Origin of the sequence: Sphingopyxis sp. P1IMeth2 (assembly GCF_900185685.1) — a bacterium.
In the GTDB taxonomy this organism is placed as follows: Bacteria; Pseudomonadota; Alphaproteobacteria; order Sphingomonadales; family Sphingomonadaceae; genus Sphingopyxis; species Sphingopyxis terrae_A.
The window spans coordinates 353,193-371,697 of record NZ_FYAT01000001.1 but is presented as its reverse complement, the minus strand read 5'-3'; the positions used below and the strand labels follow the sequence as shown (position 1 = coordinate 371,697).

Genomic DNA, 18,505 nt, shown 5'->3' with positions numbered 1-18,505 from the left:
TAGGGCGATGAACCTGCTTCAGATCATGATCGAGGTGATCGGCTGGACCGCGGCCGCGATCATTCTGGCAAGCTATGTGCTGCTCTCGCTCGGCAAGCTCGAACCGCGCGGCGCGGCCTATCAATGGATGAACGTCGTCGGCGCCACCGGCTTCGTCATCAATTCGGGCTATAACGGTGCCCTGCCGTCCGCCGGCCTCAACATCATCTGGGCCGCGATCGGCCTTTTCACGCTGTGGAACGTGCGCCGCCTCAGCCGCGCGGACAGGTGCTGACCCCGAGCAGCGAATAGGCGGGACAGCGGCTCGACAGGCCGGTGAGCAGCGGCACCACCCCGATATAGCCCCACGGGCCGATACGCTCGTACGCGGCGAGAACGATCAGCATTACGCCAATGACGATCCGCAGCAGGCGGTCGATTGTGCCAACATTGCGTGCAAACATCTCCAGACTCCCGATTGCATGTGCGACACCGAAGTTCTGACGCGCGCGCGGCGCGCGGTCATTGCGCTGGATCAAGAGACGCGGCCCGCCCCATTCGGGTCCGGCCGGGGATGGTGGGCGCTGACGGGCTCGAACCGCCGACCCTCTCGGTGTAAACGAGATGCTCTACCAACTGAGCTAAGCGCCCCACGCCGTGGGAGCGGCGCCCCTGCCACAGCCAGACGTCGCTGGCAAGTCGCTGGCGTGTCAGCCGGGTGAGGGCAGGCCGCAGTCGTCGCCCAGCGCCAGCTCGCGGTTCACCCCGATCGCATCCAGAAAGGCCGGATCGTGGCTGACGACGATGAGCGCGCCGTCATAGGCCGCGAGCCCGGTTTCGATCGCGGCGAGCGAATCGAGATCGAGATGATTGCCGGGTTCATCGAGGATCAGCATCTGCGGTGGCTGCGGCGCGCCGAGGACGCAGGCGAGCCCGGCGCGAAGCACCTGCCCGCCGCTGAGCGTGCCGACGATGCGATCGGCGGCGTCGGCGCGAAAGCGGAAGCGTGCGAGCGCGGCGCGGCAGGCATTGTTGCCGACCCCGGGGTTGCGCCGCAGGAAATTGTCGGCGATCGAAAGTAGCGGATCGAGCAGCGCGACGCGCTGATCGAACAGCGCGAACGGCACACCGACGCGCACGCTCCCCGACCAGGGCGTCAGTGTTCCGGCGATCAGCGCGAGCAGCGTCGATTTGCCCGATCCGTTCGGGCCGGTGATTGCCAATCGCTCGGGTCCCGTGATCGTGAACGACAAATCATCGATGACGGGTGCGCCGCCGTCATAGCCCGCGCGGACATGCTCCAACGCAACGACCGTCCGCGAAGCCGGGAGACCCGTCGACGGCAGCGCGATCGCCAGCGGATCGACGATCTCGATCCGGCTGCGCGCCGCGGCGAGCGCCTGCTCGGCCTGTCCCTGCTGGCGTTCGGCCAGCCGCCCGGCGGCAGCGCGTGATTCTTCGGCGCGGCGCTGCATTGCCCCCATCACAATGCGCGGCATGTCGCCGCGCGCCGCATTTTTCCGGCCCCGCGAATCGCGGCGATCCTGCCGCTCGGCGGCGGCCTGCGCTTGGCGCTGGGCCTGATCGACGCGCTTCTCTGCGGTGGCAAGCTCGGCCTCAAGGGCCGCCTGTTCGACCGCCTTGCGCGCGGAATAGGCGCTCCAGCCGCCGCCATAGCGCGCGGCGCCCGTCGCGGTCAGTTCGACGATCGCATCCATCTCCTCGAGCAGTTGGCGGTCGTGACTGACGACGATCGCGCCGCCCTGCCAGTCGCGCAGGATCGCGCGCACCGCCTCCCGGCCCTGCCGGTCGAGATTGTTGGTCGGTTCGTCAAGCAGCAGAAAATCGGGCTGCTCGAATATCGCGCCGGCGAGCGCGGCGCGCGTGCGTTGTCCACCCGAAAGATGCACAAGCGGCGTCGCGACATCGAGCGGCAGGTCGACACCGGCCAGCGCCTCGTCGATCCGCGAAGCCAGCGTCCAGTCGGCCTCTGCGATGTCGTCGAGCGACGCCGTCCCCGCTTCGGCGCGCGCGAGCAGGGCCAGCGCCGGGCGCGCGCCGAACAGGTCGGCAATTGTCGCATCGGCGGCAACCTGCACCGTCTGGTGCAGCATGGCGATGCGCGCGCCGCGGCTGATCGCGCCGTTTGTCGGCGTTGCCTCACCCGCGATCAGGCGCAACAGGGTCGACTTGCCGACGCCATTGCGACCGACGATACCCGTGCGTTCCGGGCGAAACTGAAGGTCGAGATCGGAAAATATGCGGCGACCGTCGGGGGTCGACCAGCCGAGGCGGGAGAGGGTGATCGTAGACATGGAAAAGGCTTTCCTGAAGGCAAGGCTAGGGGCGATGCGTTCAGTTGCGGTCCATGATCCTCCGACTCCTTAAAAAGATGACGGATGACAGATAACGTCCCGGTGGCGACCGGGCAAGAGCGGGCCGACGTTAGAGCCAGCCGATCCGCTTGAAGCGCCAATAGAGGAGCGCGCACACGCTGCCCATCAAGGCAAGCGCGAAGGGGTAGCCGAAGGTCCAGCCGAGTTCGGGCATATGCTCGAAATTCATGCCGTAAATGCCGGCGATCGCGGTGGGTACGGCCAGAATGGCGGCCCAGGCCGCAAGCTGGCGCGTGATCGCGCCCTGCCGCTGCTGTTCGAGCAGATTGTTGGTGTCGACGACCGACGCCGCGACATCACGCAATCCGACGAGGCGGAATTCGGCGCGCTGCACATGGTCCCAGATGTCGCGGAAAAAGGGGCGCACGGCATCGTCGATGCACGGCAGGTCGGCATCGCTGGTCAGGCGTGATGCGACATCCTTCATCAATCCGACCAGGCGTTGAAAGCGGATGATCTCGTGCCGCTGGCCGTAAAGATGCCGGATGTCGTCGGCGTCGAGCGGCGTGTCCATGACGCTTTCCTCGACCGTAAGCAGCCGGTCCTCGATCGCGTCGATCACCGGGAAATAGCCGTCGACGATGAAATCGAGAATCGCATAAAGTACATAATCGGGGCCGTGCGCCAGTTTCGCCGGCAAGGATTCGAGCCGCGCGCGCACCTCGCTGTGCGTCCGCGCCGACCCGTGACGGACACTTACGATGAAATGGCGACCAAGGAAGAAGGCGGTTTCGCCCGACTGGATCGTGTCGCCATCGCGATTGCCGGTGCTGGCGACGACGAACAATTGCTCGCCATAGGCTTCGACCTTTGGCAGCTGGTTGGCCTTCAGCGCGTCCTCGACCGCCAGCGGATGCAGGCCGAAGCGCCTGGCGATCCCCTCCAGCTCGCCGGGGGTCGGCTCGAACAGGCCGAGCCAGAAAAAGTCGCCCGGATCGCAATGATCGGGAATGGCCTCGTTCGGGCCCAGCTCACGCACGAGCTTGCCATCATTATAGAGACGGGCGGCCTTGATCGGCATCGTCAAACTCCCTCGACTGCCCGCTGCAGATAGCGGCACGGGCGGCCGAGGGAAATAACTCAGGCCGGAAAGGCGTCGCGTACGCGGCGTTCGAGCACCGCAAGCGGGATGCGTCCGGCCCCGAGCACGACGTCGTGGAAGCGCTTGATGTCATAATCCCGGTGCGACGAAACCTCATCACGCAGCCGGCTGATCGCGGTCTGACCGACCTTGTATGAACAGGCTTGCCCCGGATAGACGATGTAGCGGTCGATCTCGGTTCGCGCCGAACTTGGCGTTTCGGACGAGTTTTCGACCATGAATTCGATCGCCTGCTGGCGATTCCAGCCCTTGGCGTGCAGCCCGGTATCGACGACGAGGCGTGAGGCGCGAAACGCATAGGACGCCAGATAGCCGATCTCGCCGAGCGGATCGTCGCCGTACATCCCGAGCTCGGCGGCAACCTGCTCGGCATACAGCCCCCAGCCTTCGCCATAGGCCGTGACGTAAGAGGATTGGCGGTAAAGCGGCAATGCCGCGTCCTCGAACTTCAGGGCATTTTCGAACAGATGCCCCGGCGCTCCCTCGTGAAAGGCGAGCGTCGGCAGCGTGTAGCGCGGCCACTCGTGCGTATCGCGCAGGTTGATGAAGAAAATGCCCGGGCGCGACCCGTCGGGGGTGCCGGCCTGCGCCGAACCGCCAGGAGCGCCGATCTCGATCTCGGGCGGGACGCGGCGGATTTCATAGGGCGCGCGCGGCATCCGGCTGAACACTTGCGGCAGGCGGGCGCGAATGGTGGTGAGCCGATCGTTGAGATAGGCGAGCAGCGCCGCGCGCCCCGTATCGTCATTGGCGAACAACTGGCCGTCGGTTGCGGTCAGCGCGTCGAGCCGCTGGCGTAGGCTGCCCTCTTTGAAGCCCTGCGCGGTGAGCAGCTTGTCCATGCGCGCGTGCAGATCGGCAAGCTGGTCGAGCCCCAATTGATGGATCTGCTCGGCGGTCATGTCGGTGGTCGTGTGCTGCGCCAGCGTCGCCGCATAATAGGCGGGACCGTCCGGAAGGCGCGATACGCCCGCCTCGTCACCGGCCTTAGGCAGCAGCGCCGTCAGCACCTCGATCTGACGCGTCAGAGCAGCGCGGATCGGACCTTCGAATATCACCTGCGCGCGCGCATCATAGCCGGTGAGGCCGATGGCGTTGGCGCGGCGGGCGAGCGAGGCGACGATCGTCTTCGACGCCGCATCGCCGTCACGCAAACGGCCGAGCTGCTGCAGGGCCTGTTCGATGATGAAGCGCGGCGCGACGACGCCCATCGCGGCATTGGCGCGCACGATCGCGCTATCATCGTCGAGGAGCGCCGGCGTTGCCTCCATTCGCGCGATATAGGCATCGGCGTCGGCCTTGGTCTTCACCGGATGCTGGCTGTCGAGAAAGGTGCTGACGCCGGTATAGAAGCCGCCGAGCTGCGTGACTGCATAGGGACCGGCGCGGTGCGCAAAGCCGCCGGTGTGATAGGGGAAGCGGGCCAGTCGCTGGCGGGCCACAAGATCGAATTCGGCGCTGTCATAGGCCACCCGCGCATTATCGCCGAGCGCACCGCGATCGATCGCGCGTAGTGCGGCAAGGTCGGTGTCGATCCGGCGGTCGCGTGCGGTCCGCGCGGCGGCCGACCAGTCGGGAAATCGCGCTCGCAGCCCGGCGCGCGCACCGATATCGAGGCCCAGGCTCGCGGCGCGGGTCGGGTCGTCGATCAGCGCCTGATCGAACTGGCGGGTGAGCAGTGCATCGAGGCGCGCGTCGGCGCTGTCCGCACCCCATGCCGGCATCGCAAGCCCCGCCGATGCCATGCCCATGCCCGCCAGCAGCGTCCGGCGATCCAGTGCGAAATCGATCATGGTTGTTCTCCTATCATGCCGCGACCCTATGGTTTCGGGGGCTTTGCCGCAAGCATGTGTGTTGGTCGAATAAAACCCCTTGCCAAGCATGCGCTACAAATGTAGCACGCTACAAATGTAGCGCGAAAGGTGATTCGCATGTTGTCGAGCTTGCCCCCGCGGGAACGCGAAATTATCGATATTCTTTACGAACGTGGCGCGTCGACCGTGACTGAAATCGGCGAGGCTTTGCCCGCCGAACTGTCCGGATCGGCGATCCGCGCGATGCTCAAGCGGCTCGAGGCCAAGGGCTTCGTTGTGCGCGAGGCATCGGATCGCGGCTTTCTCTATGCGCCGAGCGTCGAGGAGAAGACGGCGAGCAAATCGGCGCTGACCCAGGTGGTGCGCGTCTTTTTCAACGGATCGGCGACCAGCGCCGCCGCGGCGCTGCTCGGCATGCAGGACAAGATGAGTGCGGGCGATCTCGATGAGCTGGAAAAGCTGATCGCCGAAGCGCGCGAAGGGAGGACAAAATGATGATCACCGCCGCGACCCTGCTGGGTCTTGCCTGGAAATCGGCGATCATCGCCGGGCTGACGCTGCTGTTGCTGCGCCTCGCGCGGTCGCGTTCGGCAGGCGAGCGTTCGCTTATCGCGCATGCCGGGCTGGCGGCGCTGCTGCTGCTGCCGGTGGCGACGCTGGCGCTTCCCGAATGGGCCCCGCTGCCCGCCGACTGGGTCGAAGCATCTGCGCCTGCAATGTCGGCGCCACCGGCGGTTGTCGAGGCGCCTCCCGCGGCGGCGGCTCAGCCCGGCGCTGCGGCGCCGGCCATGGCTGCGGATAGCAAAGCCGATGCCGGTTGGACGCTGCCCGCGATGGCCGACCTCGCCATCTGGGTGTACAGCTTTCCCCTGTTCCTGCTTGCCCTTTTGATGACGGTTGCCGTGGTGCGGCTGTTCGCGATGCGCGGCCGAGCCGATGTGCTGGTTCAGCCTTCGTGGCTGTCGGCGCTCGCCGAAGCGCAGCGGCGGATGGGCTTCAAGCATGGGACAGCGCTGCTGGTCAGCAACGAACTGCGCTCGCCGATCAGTTGGGGCGTGGTCCGCCCGACGATCGTGCTTAACCCGGCCGCCGTCGATGCCGTGGCCGAGGCCGAGGCGATCATCGCGCACGAACTGGCGCATGTCGCGCGGCTCGACTGGGCGAAGCTGCTCGCGGCGCGCCTTGCCTGCGCGCTGTTCTGGTTCAATCCGCTCGTCTGGATGCTGGCGCGCGAGAGCCATCAATTGCGCGAGGAAGCGGCCGATGATGCCGTGCTGCTCGCCGACATCGACGGTCCCGACTATGCCTCGCTGCTCGTCGGCGCGGCGCGTCACGACAATCAGGGCGCGCTGCTTGCCGCCCATGGGGTCGCGCCGGCGCAGAACAGCCTGAAGCGCCGGATCACCCGCGTCCTCGACGGCAGCCTGAAGCGCGGACCCGCCAGCGCGAGCTGGGTTCTGATGAGCCTGGTGCTGCTCGCCGGCGTATCGGCGCCGCTCGCCGCCTTTTCCGCGACTGCCACACCGTCCGCGTCGGGGCCTGTCCACACCCCCGTCGCAACCGCCCCGGCCGCGGCATTGCAGTCCGCCGCGGCCGTGGGTTCGGCGGGCGAGCGGACCGACAAGCCGGCCCCTGCTACTGCCCGCAAGCCGCTGTCGCCCGACGATCTTGTCGGCATGCGCGCGGTCGGCGTGACACCCGACGATGTCCGCAAGATGCGCGAAAGCGGCCATGCTGATGCCGACGACATTATCGCGGCCAAGGCGACCGGCGTCGACCCGGCCTATATCAATGCGATGCGCCGTGTCTTTCCGAACGCCGACGTCGGCGATCTGGTTGGCGCGAAAGCGGTGGGCATCGACCCGGCCTATGCCCGCGACATGCGCCGCTATTTCCCCGATGTGAATCTCGACGATCTGACGGCGATGCGGGCCATGGGCGTCACCGGCGACTATGTCCGCCAGATGCGTGCCGCGGGCCGCGCGATGCGCGACCCCGACGACGCGATCGAGGCGCGCGCGCTGGGCAATTGGGGCGGGGCCTATAGCGAAGTCCGGTCCAGTTCGGGCGCGACCGCGCGCATCGGCTCGGACGGAACGCTCGAGGCGCGCAGCGCCGACGGCAAGGTCACGCGGATAAGTCCGCCGCGCCCGCCAGCGCCGCCCGAAAATCCCGCGGCGCCGCAGGACTGACCCTTCGGCCACTGGCCGAAGCCAAGCCGCCGCTCATCGAAGCCTGATTTTGAAACGCCGCTGCGGCGGCGAGCGATGATGCTCGCCCGGCGCACGGAGGAGGAGTGCCCCCAATGAAACCGCAATCGAAGACATTGTTCGTCGCCGCCGGCAGCGTGCTGTTGACCTTGATCGCCTGCGCCGCCCCTGCGCAGCCGACCGCGGCCTCGGCCCAGGAGAGCAGCGCGATCCGCTGGGATGTCTCGCAGCCCGACGACGGCGACGGCGATCCGCGCCTGCAGCTTCGCGCCAAGCAATCAACCAGCAGTGTCGCTCTCGACGGTGCCCGCGCGGAATTTTCCGCGGCGCGGGACACGCTGGGCGGCGGGCGCGGCCCGGTCAGCTTCAGCGTGGTGCACGCGGCGGGCCGCCTCGATTGCACGGGCAGTCTGCACGCAGCCTATGAGGGCGAGGGACAATGCCGCTTTGCGCCCGATGCCGGCTTCGCGACCGCGCTGGAGAGCCGCGGTGTCGGCACGCCGACGCGCAAGGAACAACTCGCCATGTTGATGGTCGATGCGACGGTGGAACTGGCCGACGGCCTGATCGACGCGGGGCTTCGTCCGCACACCGGCGAACTTGTCGCGGCGGCAGCGTTGAAGGTGACGCCCGCCTATGTCCGCGACCTCCAATCGGGCGCGCTTCGGCTCACCTCGATCAACGATGCGATCGCGTGCAAGGCGCTGGGCGTCGACCGCGACTATGTGCGCGGGCTGGCAGCGGCCGGATATGCAAAGCTGACCTCCGACCAGGTGATCAGCATGAAGGCGTTGGGAATTACCCCCGACTATGCGCGCTCGATGAATGCGGCAGCCGGAGGCACGCAGTGATGCGGATGACGAGCGCAATGGCGCTGGCGGCCGCCCTTGCCGCATCGATGTCGGCGACGACTGCGTGCGCGCAGGATGCGGCGGTCGACAGCGCAGCCCCGCCGCCGGTCCCGGCTCCGGCCGCCGCTCCGGCGAGTGGCGGCAGCGCGCGGCAGGTCTTCACCCCCGCCGACTTCGTCCGCTACGCGCCCAAGAACGCCTATGACATGCTCAATCAGGTTCCGGGCTTTTCGATCCGCGACAATGAACAGCTCCGCGGGCTCGGGCAGGCGACAGGCAATGTCCTGTTCAACGGCGAGCGTCCCTCGACGAAGTCGGACGATATGGTGACATTGCTGTCGCGCATTCCCGCCGGGAATGTCGAACGCATCGAAATCGTCGACGGCGCCTCGCTCGATATCCCCGGTCTATCGGGTCAGGTGGCCAATATCGTTTATCGCGCCGACGATTTTTCGGGTCAATTTGCGTGGAAGCCCGAGTTTCGCGCTCATTATGCGCATCCGCTCTACACGCGCGGCGACATTTCGGTCCGCGGCCGCAAGGGAGCGATCGAATATGAACTGGGTCTCTATAACAATGATTCGGCGCGCAGTTCCGCGGGTGGGCCGACGATCATCACCGACGGCGACGGCAACATCATCGAGCGCCGCCACGATGTCTGGCGCAGTCCCTATGACACGCCCAAGCTTTCAGGGCGGCTGACCTGGGACGGCCCCGCCGATACGGTAGGCCATCTGGGCGCCCATTATCAGCGCATCTACAATCCCTATGTCGAATTCGGACGCCGGACGCGCGATGGCGCCCCCGACGAATATCGCACCGTTCGCGAAAATCCGAACAGCTGGAATTACGAAGTCAACGGCGATTATCAGTTCGGGGTTGGCCCCGGAAAGCTGAAGCTGATCGGGCTGCGCCGCTTCAGCCACGAACCCTATTCGCAGGAAGTAATTACCAGCTTTTCGGACGGATCGCCCGCGGTCGGCGATCGCTTCACCCAGACGGGCGATATCGGCGAGACGATCGCGCGCGGCGAATATCAGTGGAAGATGCTGGGGGGCGATTGGGAGTTGTCGGGGGAGGCGGCGTTCAACACGCTCGACAATGTTGCGGCGCTTTATACGCTCGATCCGACGGGGGCTTTCGTCGAGCTTCCGTTCCCGGGCGGTACCGGCGGCGTGAAGGAGGATCGCTACGAAAGCCTGTTGAGCTTTGGCCGCAAGATCACCGACAAGCTGAACGTGCAGATCGTTGCGGGCGCCGAGCGATCAACGATCACGCAAAGCGGCGCGAACGGCCTGACCCGCAGCTTCTTCCGACCGAAGGGATCGCTGTCGATCGCCTGGGCACCGGCGCCCGATTTCGACATGTCGCTCAAGATCCGGCGCCGCGTGCTGCAGTTGAGCTTCTACGATTTCCTCGCGCGCGCCTTCCTGAACGACGACAACCAGAATGGCAGCAACACCGATCTGCGGCCGCAGCAGGACTGGAGCTATGAACTGGAAGTCAACAAGCGGTTCGGGGCGTGGGGATCGACAAAGCTGTTCTTCGTGTACCGCGATGTCGAAGACCGGGTCGACGTGATCCCGATCGGCGATGGCGAAGGCGTCGGCAATATTGCCAAGGCGCGCGCCGGCGCGATCGACTGGACCTCGACGATCAATCTCGATCCGGCCGGCATCAAGGGCATGAAGATCGAAACCCGGCTGCTACTTCAGAAAAGCTCGCTGCGCGACCCCTTCACCGGCGAGACGCGCCAGTGGAACGGCTTCACCGACCGGGTCGTCGAGCTGAGTCTGCGCCACGATATTCCCGGTAGCGACTGGGCCTGGGGCGCAAGCGCCAACCATTCGCATTACCAGCCGGTCTATCGCCGCAACCAGATCGACACCGCGTGGGAAGGGCCTGTGTTCGCCAACATCTTTGTCGAGAACAAGGATGTGTTCGGTCTGACGGTCCGTGCGACGGTGGCGAACATCCTCAATGCAAGGTCGAAGCGCGACCGCACGGTATGGACGGGATTGCGCGGCGAAAGCCCGATTGCCTTCGTCGAAAAGCGCGACCGGTTGATCGGGCCGATCTTCGCTTTCTCGGTTCGCGGGAAATTCTAGGCCGCGTAGGCGTCGATCGCGGCGAGATGACGCGCCTTGGCGTCGTCATCGAGGAAGGCGCCGAGAAAACTGTTGCGGGCGAGCGTGACAAGCTCGTCCCGCGACAGATCGAGCGCATCGGCGACGACGGTGTAGTTGGCGTTCACATAGCCGCCGAAATAGCTTGGGTCGTCGCTGTTCACGGTAGCAAGAAGCCCGGCATCCAGCATCGTCTTGAGGGGATGCGCGGTCATGTCGTCGACGACGCAAAGCTTGAGATTGGAAAGCGGGCACACGGTCAGGCACATCGCGTCATCGGCGAGCCGCGCGACAAGGGCTTCGTCCTCGAGGCTGCGATTGCCGTGGTCGATGCGATCGACGCCCAGCAGATCGAGCGCTTCGTGCACATATTCAGGCGGCCCCTCCTCGCCCGCATGGGCGACGAGGCGCAGGCCGAGGTTGCGGGCGCGGGCGAAGACGCGCTGGAACTTGGCGGGCGGGTGGCCGACTTCGGACGAATCGAGACCGACTCCGTCGATCCGGTCGAGCCATGGGCGCGCTTCGTCGAGCGTCGCCTCGGCCTCCTCCTCGCTGAGATGGCGCAGAAAGCACATGATGAGCCGCGAGCTCATGTCATAACGGGCCTGCGCATCGTCGAGCGCGCGGGTGATACCGCCGATGACGGTCGCGAAGGGGATGCCGCGCGCAGTGTGGCCCTGGGGATCGAAGAAGATCTCGCTGTGGCGAACGCCATCGGCATGCGCGCGCGCGAGATAGGCGGCCGTCAGGTCATAGAAATCCTGTTCGGTCTGCAGGACGCCCATCCCCTGATAATAGATGTCGAGAAAATCCTGCAGGTTCGAAAAGGCATAGGCCGCGCGGACATCATCGATCGTCGCAAACGGGATGGCGATGCCGTTGCGCCGCGCGAGTTCGAACATCAGTTCGGGTTCGAGCGATCCTTCGATATGCAGGTGCAACTCCGCCTTCGGGAGCGCGGCGATGAAGGCCGCCCGGTCTGCGGGGGTGGCAAAATCGTCAGCCATGCGGCGTCTCCGTTTCTTCGCGCAGGATGATCGCCGCCTCGGGTTTGTGGCGGCGTATTTCGTCGATCGTCAGCCCGTCGATTTCGTGCGGGAAGATCAGCCATTGGTCGGTTTCATGGACGAAGAAATCGGGTTTGAGATCGGTGACGTTGCGGCGCGGTTTGTAATAGACGGTCGCGATCCGGATATCGCGCGGCATATTGTGGCGGCATCGCGCCCTGAGTTCGGCGAGAAAGGCTCGAATGCTGCGACCGCTATCGAAAACATCGTCGATGATGAGCAGCCGGTCCTCGGGATCGAGTGTATCGATCAGATAGCCGAGCGCGAAGACCTTCACCTGCGTGTCCTGGCGGTCGATGCCGTGATAGGATGAGGTGCGGATCGCGATATGGTCGCTGTGAACGCCGTGATATTCCAGCAATTCCTGGACCGCGATGCCGACGGGCGCCCCGCCGCGCCAGATGCCGACGAGATGTGTCGGCGCAAAACCGCTGTCGATCACCTGCATCCCGAGCCGCAACGAATCGGCAAGAAGGTCGTTGGCGCTGATGTAGATCTTGTCGGTGGTCATGGGCCGGAGTTATACGCAGGCGAAGCGCCGGGCAAGGCGCGGCGACGGGGCGTCTTCTCTCTCTACCGACCGCCCGGCCGCCTCGCAGCCAAGATGCTATTTGCGGGTAGCGGCGGTCTGGTCGCGCAGCGCCTTGAACTCGCTGCCGCTCTTCCAGCCGGGCCATTTGCCCGAGCGCGCGAGCTCGTCGCCGATCGTGTAGAAGAGCGCGATATCCTGCGCGGCGCCTGCCAAGTTCCAGCTTTCATCCCATGCGTCGCAAGCTTGATGGTAACAGCGGCCGGTATAGTCATCGACCCATTTCTGCCCTGCTTCCTTGCCGCCTTCGACAAGGTCGGACACGCCGGCGATGCCCATGAGCAGCAACACGGGGACGCCGCGCTTGGCCATGCTGAAATGATCGGCGCGGAAGAAGAGGCCGCGTTCGGGAAGGCTTTCGGGCGATACGGTGCGGCCCTGCATCGCGGCGACGCGGGCGAGATCATCCTCGAGCGTGCCCTGGCCCTTGCCGACGAGAATGACGTCCTTTGACTTGCCTGCCGTCTGAAGAATGTCGATGCCAAGGTTCGCGACCGTCTTTTCAACCGGATAGACGGGCGCCTGTGCATAGGCCTCAGACCCGAGAAGGCCGCGCTCTTCGGCGGTCCAGAAGGCGAAAAGCAGCGTGCGATCGGTGGGCGGTGCGGCCTTGAAACCGCGTGCGATTTCGATCAGCGCCGCAACGCCGAGCGCGTCGTCGTTCGCACCGGCGCGGTAGATGCGGCCCTTTTCGTCGGGCTTGCCCTCGCCATAGGCATCCCAATGCGCGCCATACATCACGACCTCGTCAGCACGGTCGGTGCCCGAGATTTTGGCGAGAACATTCTGACTGCGCACGACCTCATGCGTGACCGGAATCGACGCCCGAAAGCCGGTGCCGAGGTCGACGGGACGAAAATCCTTGCGCCGGGCCGCAATGCGCAGCTTTGCGAGATCCTGACCGGCTGATGCAAACAGCCGGGTCGAGGCCTCGCCCGAAATCCAGCCCTGAAGCGCAAGGCTGGTCGCCTTTTCGGGTGGTACGACGAGGCTGTAGTTTTCGCCGCCGGGGCTTTTCACGACGTTCCAGCCATAGCCTGCGCCGTCGGTGTCGTGGACGATCAGCGCCGCGATGGCGCCGCGGCGGGCCGCTTCTTCGAACTTGTAGGTCCAGCGGCCATAGTAGGTCATCGTGCGGCCGCCGAATTTGCCGAAGCTGTCTTCGCCCTTCGTCGCGACGAAATCGGGGTCGTTGACCAGAAAGACCGCGACCTTGCCCTTGAGGTCGACGCCCTTGAAGTCGTCCCAGCCGCGTTCGGGCGCGTGGACGCCATAGCCGACGAAAACCATCGGCGCATCGGCGATCGCCGCCACATCCTTGTCCTGCTGGCTCGACACATAGATGTCGGTGCCGAGGGTGAGCGGGGTGGCGCTGCCCTGCCGGTCGAAGGCGAGCGCGGTCGGGGTGCCGAGGCGCGTATGGAGCAGCGGCACCGGCTGCGTCCATTCGCCGTTCGGGCCGGCGGGTTCGAGTCCGAGCGCCTGAAGCCGGCCGATCAGATAGCCGACGGTACGCTCTTCGCCGACCGTTCCGGGGGCGCGGCCCTGAAACTGGTCCGACGCGAGGGTGCGGACAGTCTCGGTCAGATTGGCGGTGCTGATATCCTGCGCAAGCGCGGGGACGGCAAAGGCGGCAGCGAGCAGGGCGGCGAGAGGGCGCAGAAACATCAGGGGAGCGGGCTCCGTTGGTTGGGGAAGCGCCGACCCTAGCAGGATGCGCGGCAATTGGAACCGCCGTAGAGCGGCGGGGGCGAGAGGCGCCCACCTGTCCGACCAAGCAAGTCTCGCGCGGGCGCCAGCCCGCGCTCAATCCTTGGCGGCCGGCGTCCACCCCTTCTTGTATTTTTCGAACCAGGCGAGGATCGCCGATGCCTTTGCGGCAGCCTGCGACGGGCGGGCTGCGATGCCGCCGTGGCTGGCGCCCGGCACCTTGACCAGCACCGTCGGGATGCCGCGCAGACGCAGCGCGGTATAATATTGCTCCGACTCGCTGACCGGGGTGCGATAATCCTCGCTGCCGACGACGACCATGGTCGGGGTCTTGACGTTGCCGACCAGCGACAGCGGCGAATGGCTCCAGAACGGCGTCTGATCCTCCCACGGCATCGCGCCGATCCAGTAACGGCCGAAGAAGGCGGGACCGTCGGCAGTGAGCGCCTGCGTCGTCCAGTTGATCACAGGCTTTTGGGCTACCGCGGCCTTGAAGCGGTCGGTCTTGCCGACGATCCAGCTCGTCAGCACGCCGCCCCCAGACCCGCCGGTGACGAAGAGCGCGTCGGGGTCGGCGATGCCGAGGTCGATCGCGCGATCGACGATGCTCATCAGGTCGAAATAATCATTGCCGGGATAATTTTTGTCGATCGCATTGGCGAAGGCCGCGCCATAGCTGGTCGAGCCGCGCGGGTTTGCCGAGAGGACGGCATAGCCCGCCGCGGCATAAAGCTGGTTATCGGTCGAAAAATGCGGCCCATAAGCGGCGAACGGCCCGCCATGGATTTCGAGGATCAGCGGTACGCGCTGCCCCTCGCGATAGCCCGGCGGCAGGGTGAGCCAGCCGTCGATCGACAGCCCCTCGACGCTCGACGTGGCGGTGATCTTGCGCACCTCGCCCAGCGCCTTCACCTCGCGCAGCGTGCGGTTGAGGTCGGTGAGGACGCGCGTTTTGCCGCCGGCCGCCAGTTCGACTTCGGCCGGCCGCGCCGGGCCGCCGCCGGTGAAGGCGATCGCGTCATTGTCGGCGACCGAAAAGCTGCCTCCCGAATAGGGCCGGTCGAGTCCGCTGCTCGTCAATCCGCTGGCGACGGTGCGGACCGATCCGTCGAGGCCGATGCGTGCCACTTTGGTTTCGCCATGCTCATCATATTGGGCATAGAGGCCCCGCCCGTCGGCGTCCCACGCGAGGCCGTCGACGCTGAAATCCCAGTCGGGGGCGATGCGGCGGCTGTTCGATCCGTCGCGGTTCATCACGTAGAGGCCGGTGTTTTCATAGGCGCGCAGCCGGTCGTCGAAACCGAGATAGGCGATCATCCGACCGTCGGGCGATACCAGCGGATTGGCATCGGGGCCCTTGCGCGTCGTGAGCTGGGTGATCGAGCCGCTTGCGACGTCGAGCGCATAGATGTTGCTTTCGAGCGGATCGCTTTCCCAGTCGGGGCGGCGGTCGGCGCTGAAATAGAGCATCGCGCCGTCGCGCGACCAGCTGAGCGGACCGCCGTCATGATAGGGGCCGAAGGTCAGCTGGCGCGGCGCGCCGCCGGTCGCCGAGACAAGGAAGATCTTTTCGAACCCCGGTTCGATATAGCCCTGGCCGTCGGCGCGGTAGGTGAGCAGGTCGTGGACCTCCAGCGGCGCGGCCCATTTGGCGCCTTCGGGCTTGTTCGCGGGGGCCTTGCCGAACCGCGGCGCATCGTCCTTGACGAGCATCGTATAGGCGATCGACCGGCCATCGGGCGACCAGGTGATGCTCGACGGGCTGGTCGGCAGGCCGGTGAGCTTTACCGCCTCGCCTCCGTCCATCCAGCGCACCCAGAGCTGGACGCTGCCGCCCTCGGTCGATGCATAGGCAAGCCGCTTGCCGTCGGGCGACCAGCGCGGCGAAAAGGCATCACCGCCGCGTCCCGCAGCGGGGACTTCGGCGCCGGTCTGGGTGTCGACCAGCCAGATCGTGCTGACCGCGCGGTCGGACATGATGTCGTTCGCGCGGCGGACATAGGCGATGTGGCGCCCGTCCGGGCTGATCTGCGGGTCCGATGCGGCGGCGAGGCCGAAAAGATCCTCACCGGTGAACCGGCGCTGCGGCCCGGTCTGTGCGCTGCCGGTTGCGTCATCCGGCGCGGAGGCGGTTGCGGCGGGAGCGCTCGCGTGCTCGGAAACGGCGCCTTGCTGCGCGTGAAGCGGCTGCGCTGCGAGGGTGAGAAGGCTCGCGCCGAGCAAGGCGAGTTTGCGCATAATATGGGTGCCCCTTTTTCCGGTGGATGGTTGAGGGTGTAACCATCTGGCGCGGCGCGTCAATCGAGCGGGTGGGAAAGGGATGGTGGGTTGTGATTTTCTCCTCCCCTCCCGCCTGCAGGAGGGGAAATCAGCGCGCGACCTTGGCGCCATCTTCTGGTCGGACAAGCTAATAGCCATATAGGTTATTTTCTATTGATATTACCACGCTCTTATGGCACGAGGCCACATCATGAAGAACTGCGTTTGGGGCTGGCACCCTTCGATGCGGGAGGGGCGTTCCGGCCCTTTGTTTTGGGAGACGGGTGGCAGGCCACGTCCGGCTCGCAGTCAGATGGACATTTTTCTGGCATCGCTGGCAGAATCGTCGAATGTCGCGGCGTCGGCGCGGGTGACGGGAATCTTGCGCGATCCGTTAAGCAACAAGCCTTTCGTGCATTTCTATGCAACCAAAAGGGTGGGCGGTGCGATCATCGATTCGAACGCCATCAAGCTGTTTAAGTTCGCCGCCAGCTAAAGCGGCTGGTGCGCGAGGGCGCCCGGTCCCGGCTCCCTTCCCTTTCGGGACGGGCCGGGCGCCTACCGGCCGGCATTCCACTCCAAAATTAGGTCAATATTCGACAGGATGGTCCTGCCATGCCGACCCCCTTTTTCGCCGATATGGTGCGCGCGCTGTGCAACGAGGGCGGGACCGGCTCGCTGACGCCGAGCGGCGCGGTGCCCGGCCAACGCCGGTTCGCGGGCGCCGAGCCTGTCGCTAGATGTTTCCCTTATACGATTGCCGGCGCGGCGGGGCGATCGCGGGGGCGCTGCGCGGCGGTGCCGACGGCCGGGCGATGGCGGGGGCGCGGGTCGAACGGACGCGAACGCGCTTCGGGCGCGACGGCGGCTGGTGGCACGAGATGGCGCTGCGATGCCGCTGCCTGTTTGGGGATGGTTAGGGTAGGGAATAATCAAGTGCGGCGGGGATGGGATGGGAAGCGGAGCCTTGAAGCGTCCGCTGTCCTCCCCTCCCGCAAAGGGGAGCGGCAGTGAGCGTTGCGAGCTTGCTCGCTAGCCGCAGCGCAGTGGGTATATTCAAAGTCGCAAGCCCACCGCCAACCGCTCCCCCCTGCGGGAGGGTGGCAGAAATTCCGCAACCGGCCGAGACCCGTCGGGTCGTTCGCCACCGCATGGCGGGTGATGGCCGGACGGTCCGAATTGGTCCGCCCGCCTCGTCCCGCGTCTAGTCGGCGGGCATTGTCTTGGTTTCGGTATAATCCTTGAACTTGTCGATGAAGGTCGCGTGGTAATCCTCGACCTGCGAATCGGCGTCTTCGGCCGCTTCGGCGGCAGTGTCGCCATCGGCGCGATCGAGCGCGACTATTGCGCTGCGGAACGCATCGCGTTCGGTGCCGCAGGTTTCCTTGAGCGCGAGTTCATATTCGGCTTCGCCCATCTTTGCCTCGAGCGACTTCTTCATGTGATCGCGCAGGCATTTGGTGAAGACCGCACGCGAATTGTCGACGGCGGCGGCGGGCGACGGCGCCATGGCAGCGAGAAGAATGGAAAAAACAAGCATCCTGCGACTCCCCAGTTTGCGGATGATTATGTGCGAAGAGATGTAGACGATGGCTATTAAAAATGGGAGCGCCTTTCTGCTGCAGATCGGCAACGGCGCAAGGTGGCATCGAACTGGTCGATGTGCCGGTGCCATCGGCGGCGCGAGCGCTGCGGCCGCTGTCGCCGCTGCATGGAGATGTGTGCGCGGCTGCCGATGGCGCGATCGAGGCGCATAGGGTGCGGCGTAGCCGCGCCAGTAACGGCTGGCGCGGCCAGGTCGATCTGCCCGGCGAGGGCCGCGAGCTGTGGCAGACGATGCTGGTGCCCTTGATGCCGGGGCTCGGCCCGTGGGATTGCACTGGATCCCAGCTGGTCCTGGATGCCGCGCTGCTGGCAGCAATACCGGCGGGAAGCGCGCTTTCCGTTCAACAGGTCGGCGATTTCCGCCTTTCCCCGCCGCCGTTGATGGGCCGCTGGCAACCCCGCCCGAAGCCCCTGCCGCGGGCAATTGCTGGATCGTGGATGGAGCCGCGACCGGTGCATGGGCCAGCGAGGCGGGTCGGCTGGCGCTCTGGACCGCGGGCGGATGGCGAATTGTCGCGCCCTTGTCCGGGATGCGTGTCAGACGGATCAGCGACGGTGCCGCGTTACGTTTCGGCGGCTCCAAATGGACTCTACCCATCGCTATTGCGAATCCCGATGGGGGCACGACGATCGACCTGGAAGCGCGTGCGGCAATAGACGCGCTGCTTGCGCTTATGGTGGCGCATGGTATTATGATCGCTGACTGATTTTGCTTCTGTTCGCGCAGAAAGTGCGACTTTTTGGCAACAGATTGTCGATTTGTTTACTTGCGTGGAACCAAAGGCACGAGTAGGACG

16 protein-coding genes, 1 tRNA gene and 1 pseudogene are annotated in these 18,505 nt (G+C 65.7%); 8 read left to right on the top strand and 10 right to left on the bottom strand.

Annotated elements, in window-relative coordinates:
• The first annotated feature begins 7 nt into the window (after positions 1-7).
• A complete protein-coding gene (locus P1IM2_RS01745) occupies positions 8-274 on the top strand; it encodes a CBU_0592 family membrane protein (RefSeq protein WP_003043326.1) in 267 nt (88 codons plus the stop codon).
• Here the strand turns inward: P1IM2_RS01745 and P1IM2_RS01740 are convergent.
• The 5 genes from P1IM2_RS01740 to P1IM2_RS01720 form a co-directional block, all read right to left on the bottom strand.
• Positions 252-443, bottom strand: a complete 192-nt coding sequence (locus P1IM2_RS01740; RefSeq protein ID WP_062903031.1) for a DUF2892 domain-containing protein — start codon at positions 441-443, stop codon at positions 252-254. The genes P1IM2_RS01745 and P1IM2_RS01740 overlap by 23 nt on opposite strands.
• A 111-nt stretch (positions 444-554) precedes the next feature.
• Positions 555-630: transfer RNA gene (locus P1IM2_RS01735), tRNA-Val, on the bottom strand.
• 59 nt (positions 631-689) lie between these two features.
• The gene (locus P1IM2_RS01730; protein ID WP_062901121.1) at positions 690-2,294 is read right to left on the bottom strand and encodes an ABC-F family ATP-binding cassette domain-containing protein; all 1,605 of its coding nucleotides are present in this window, start codon (positions 2,292-2,294) and stop codon (positions 690-692) included.
• Between the two features lie 130 nt (positions 2,295-2,424).
• Positions 2,425-3,396: a magnesium and cobalt transport protein CorA gene (locus tag P1IM2_RS01725; RefSeq protein ID WP_062901120.1), complete on the bottom strand. Its 972-nt coding sequence runs from the start codon at positions 3,394-3,396 to the stop codon at positions 2,425-2,427.
• 59 nt (positions 3,397-3,455) lie between these two features.
• Positions 3,456-5,270, bottom strand: a complete 1,815-nt coding sequence (locus tag P1IM2_RS01720) for a DUF885 domain-containing protein (protein ID WP_062901119.1) — start codon at positions 5,268-5,270, stop codon at positions 3,456-3,458.
• A gap of 138 nt (positions 5,271-5,408) precedes the next feature.
• Between P1IM2_RS01720 and P1IM2_RS01715 the strand changes: the two genes are divergently transcribed.
• The 4 genes from P1IM2_RS01715 to P1IM2_RS01700 all read left to right on the top strand — a co-directional run bounded on the left by P1IM2_RS01715 (position 5,409) and on the right by P1IM2_RS01700 (position 10,460).
• Positions 5,409-5,786 carry a BlaI/MecI/CopY family transcriptional regulator gene (locus tag P1IM2_RS01715; protein ID WP_186401243.1) on the top strand — a complete coding sequence of 126 codons (378 nt, stop codon included), beginning with the start codon at positions 5,409-5,411 and terminating at the stop codon, positions 5,784-5,786.
• Entirely contained in the window at positions 5,783-7,483 is a 1,701-nt protein-coding gene (locus tag P1IM2_RS01710) for a M56 family metallopeptidase (protein ID WP_062901118.1), read from the top strand. Before P1IM2_RS01715 ends, P1IM2_RS01710 begins: the two co-directional genes overlap by 4 nt.
• A 113-nt stretch (positions 7,484-7,596) precedes the next feature.
• Complete coding sequence (locus P1IM2_RS01705) at positions 7,597-8,352, top strand: hypothetical protein (RefSeq protein ID WP_186401242.1); 756 nt, start codon at positions 7,597-7,599, stop codon at positions 8,350-8,352.
• Positions 8,352-10,460, top strand: a complete 2,109-nt coding sequence (locus P1IM2_RS01700; RefSeq protein ID WP_062901116.1) for a TonB-dependent receptor plug domain-containing protein — start codon at positions 8,352-8,354, stop codon at positions 10,458-10,460. The genes P1IM2_RS01705 and P1IM2_RS01700 overlap by 1 nt, the downstream gene beginning before the upstream one ends.
• Here the strand turns inward: P1IM2_RS01700 and P1IM2_RS01695 are convergent.
• The 4 genes from P1IM2_RS01695 to P1IM2_RS01680 form a co-directional block, all read right to left on the bottom strand.
• Entirely contained in the window at positions 10,457-11,485 is a 1,029-nt protein-coding gene (locus P1IM2_RS01695; RefSeq protein WP_186401241.1) for an adenosine deaminase, read from the bottom strand. The two genes, P1IM2_RS01700 and P1IM2_RS01695, sit on opposite strands and share 4 nt — an antisense overlap.
• Positions 11,478-12,056, bottom strand: coding sequence for a phosphoribosyltransferase (locus P1IM2_RS01690; RefSeq protein WP_186401240.1), 579 nt, complete (start codon positions 12,054-12,056; stop codon positions 11,478-11,480). The genes P1IM2_RS01695 and P1IM2_RS01690 overlap by 8 nt, the downstream gene beginning before the upstream one ends.
• A 96-nt stretch (positions 12,057-12,152) precedes the next feature.
• On the bottom strand, positions 12,153-13,802 hold the full coding sequence (locus tag P1IM2_RS01685; protein WP_186401239.1) for a M28 family metallopeptidase: 1,650 nt from the start codon (positions 13,800-13,802) through the stop codon (positions 12,153-12,155).
• A 138-nt stretch (positions 13,803-13,940) separates the two neighbouring features.
• Positions 13,941-16,082, bottom strand: coding sequence for a S9 family peptidase (locus P1IM2_RS01680; protein ID WP_186401238.1), 2,142 nt, complete (start codon positions 16,080-16,082; stop codon positions 13,941-13,943).
• Between the two features lie 394 nt (positions 16,083-16,476).
• Here P1IM2_RS01680 and P1IM2_RS01675 point away from each other — a divergent pair.
• Positions 16,477-16,599 (top strand): annotated as a pseudogene (locus P1IM2_RS01675) (phage major capsid protein); the annotation flags it as partial.
• A 244-nt stretch (positions 16,600-16,843) separates the two neighbouring features.
• A complete protein-coding gene (locus P1IM2_RS01670) occupies positions 16,844-17,023 on the top strand; it encodes a hypothetical protein (protein ID WP_062901110.1) in 180 nt (59 codons plus the stop codon).
• Between the two features lie 284 nt (positions 17,024-17,307).
• On the opposite strand, the gene P1IM2_RS01665 is transcribed toward P1IM2_RS01670, so the two are convergent.
• On the bottom strand, positions 17,308-17,643 hold the full coding sequence (locus tag P1IM2_RS01665; protein ID WP_062901109.1) for a hypothetical protein: 336 nt from the start codon (positions 17,641-17,643) through the stop codon (positions 17,308-17,310).
• 286 nt (positions 17,644-17,929) lie between these two features.
• Between P1IM2_RS01665 and P1IM2_RS01660 the strand changes: the two genes are divergently transcribed.
• Positions 17,930-18,415, top strand: coding sequence for a DUF2793 domain-containing protein (locus P1IM2_RS01660; RefSeq protein WP_313906778.1), 486 nt, complete (start codon positions 17,930-17,932; stop codon positions 18,413-18,415).
• The last annotated feature ends 90 nt before the right edge of the window (positions 18,416-18,505 follow it).

Coding starts and splice junctions, on each gene's coding strand:
- P1IM2_RS01745 (WP_003043326.1), top strand. CDS start 8: ATGAACCTGCTTCAGATCATGATCGAGGTGATCGGCTGGACCGCGGCC.
- P1IM2_RS01740 (WP_062903031.1), bottom strand. CDS start 443: ATGTTTGCACGCAATGTTGGCACAATCGACCGCCTGCTGCGGATCGTC.
- P1IM2_RS01730 (WP_062901121.1), bottom strand. CDS start 2,294: ATGTCTACGATCACCCTCTCCCGCCTCGGCTGGTCGACCCCCGACGGT.
- P1IM2_RS01725 (WP_062901120.1), bottom strand. CDS start 3,396: ATGCCGATCAAGGCCGCCCGTCTCTATAATGATGGCAAGCTCGTGCGT.
- P1IM2_RS01720 (WP_062901119.1), bottom strand. CDS start 5,270: ATGATCGATTTCGCACTGGATCGCCGGACGCTGCTGGCGGGCATGGGC.
- P1IM2_RS01715 (WP_186401243.1), top strand. CDS start 5,409: ATGTTGTCGAGCTTGCCCCCGCGGGAACGCGAAATTATCGATATTCTT.
- P1IM2_RS01710 (WP_062901118.1), top strand. CDS start 5,783: ATGATGATCACCGCCGCGACCCTGCTGGGTCTTGCCTGGAAATCGGCG.
- P1IM2_RS01705 (WP_186401242.1), top strand. CDS start 7,597: ATGAAACCGCAATCGAAGACATTGTTCGTCGCCGCCGGCAGCGTGCTG.
- P1IM2_RS01700 (WP_062901116.1), top strand. CDS start 8,352: ATGCGGATGACGAGCGCAATGGCGCTGGCGGCCGCCCTTGCCGCATCG.
- P1IM2_RS01695 (WP_186401241.1), bottom strand. CDS start 11,485: ATGGCTGACGATTTTGCCACCCCCGCAGACCGGGCGGCCTTCATCGCC.
- P1IM2_RS01690 (WP_186401240.1), bottom strand. CDS start 12,056: ATGACCACCGACAAGATCTACATCAGCGCCAACGACCTTCTTGCCGAT.
- P1IM2_RS01685 (WP_186401239.1), bottom strand. CDS start 13,802: ATGTTTCTGCGCCCTCTCGCCGCCCTGCTCGCTGCCGCCTTTGCCGTC.
- P1IM2_RS01680 (WP_186401238.1), bottom strand. CDS start 16,082: ATGCGCAAACTCGCCTTGCTCGGCGCGAGCCTTCTCACCCTCGCAGCG.
- P1IM2_RS01670 (WP_062901110.1), top strand. CDS start 16,844: ATGTTTCCCTTATACGATTGCCGGCGCGGCGGGGCGATCGCGGGGGCG.
- P1IM2_RS01665 (WP_062901109.1), bottom strand. CDS start 17,643: ATGCTTGTTTTTTCCATTCTTCTCGCTGCCATGGCGCCGTCGCCCGCC.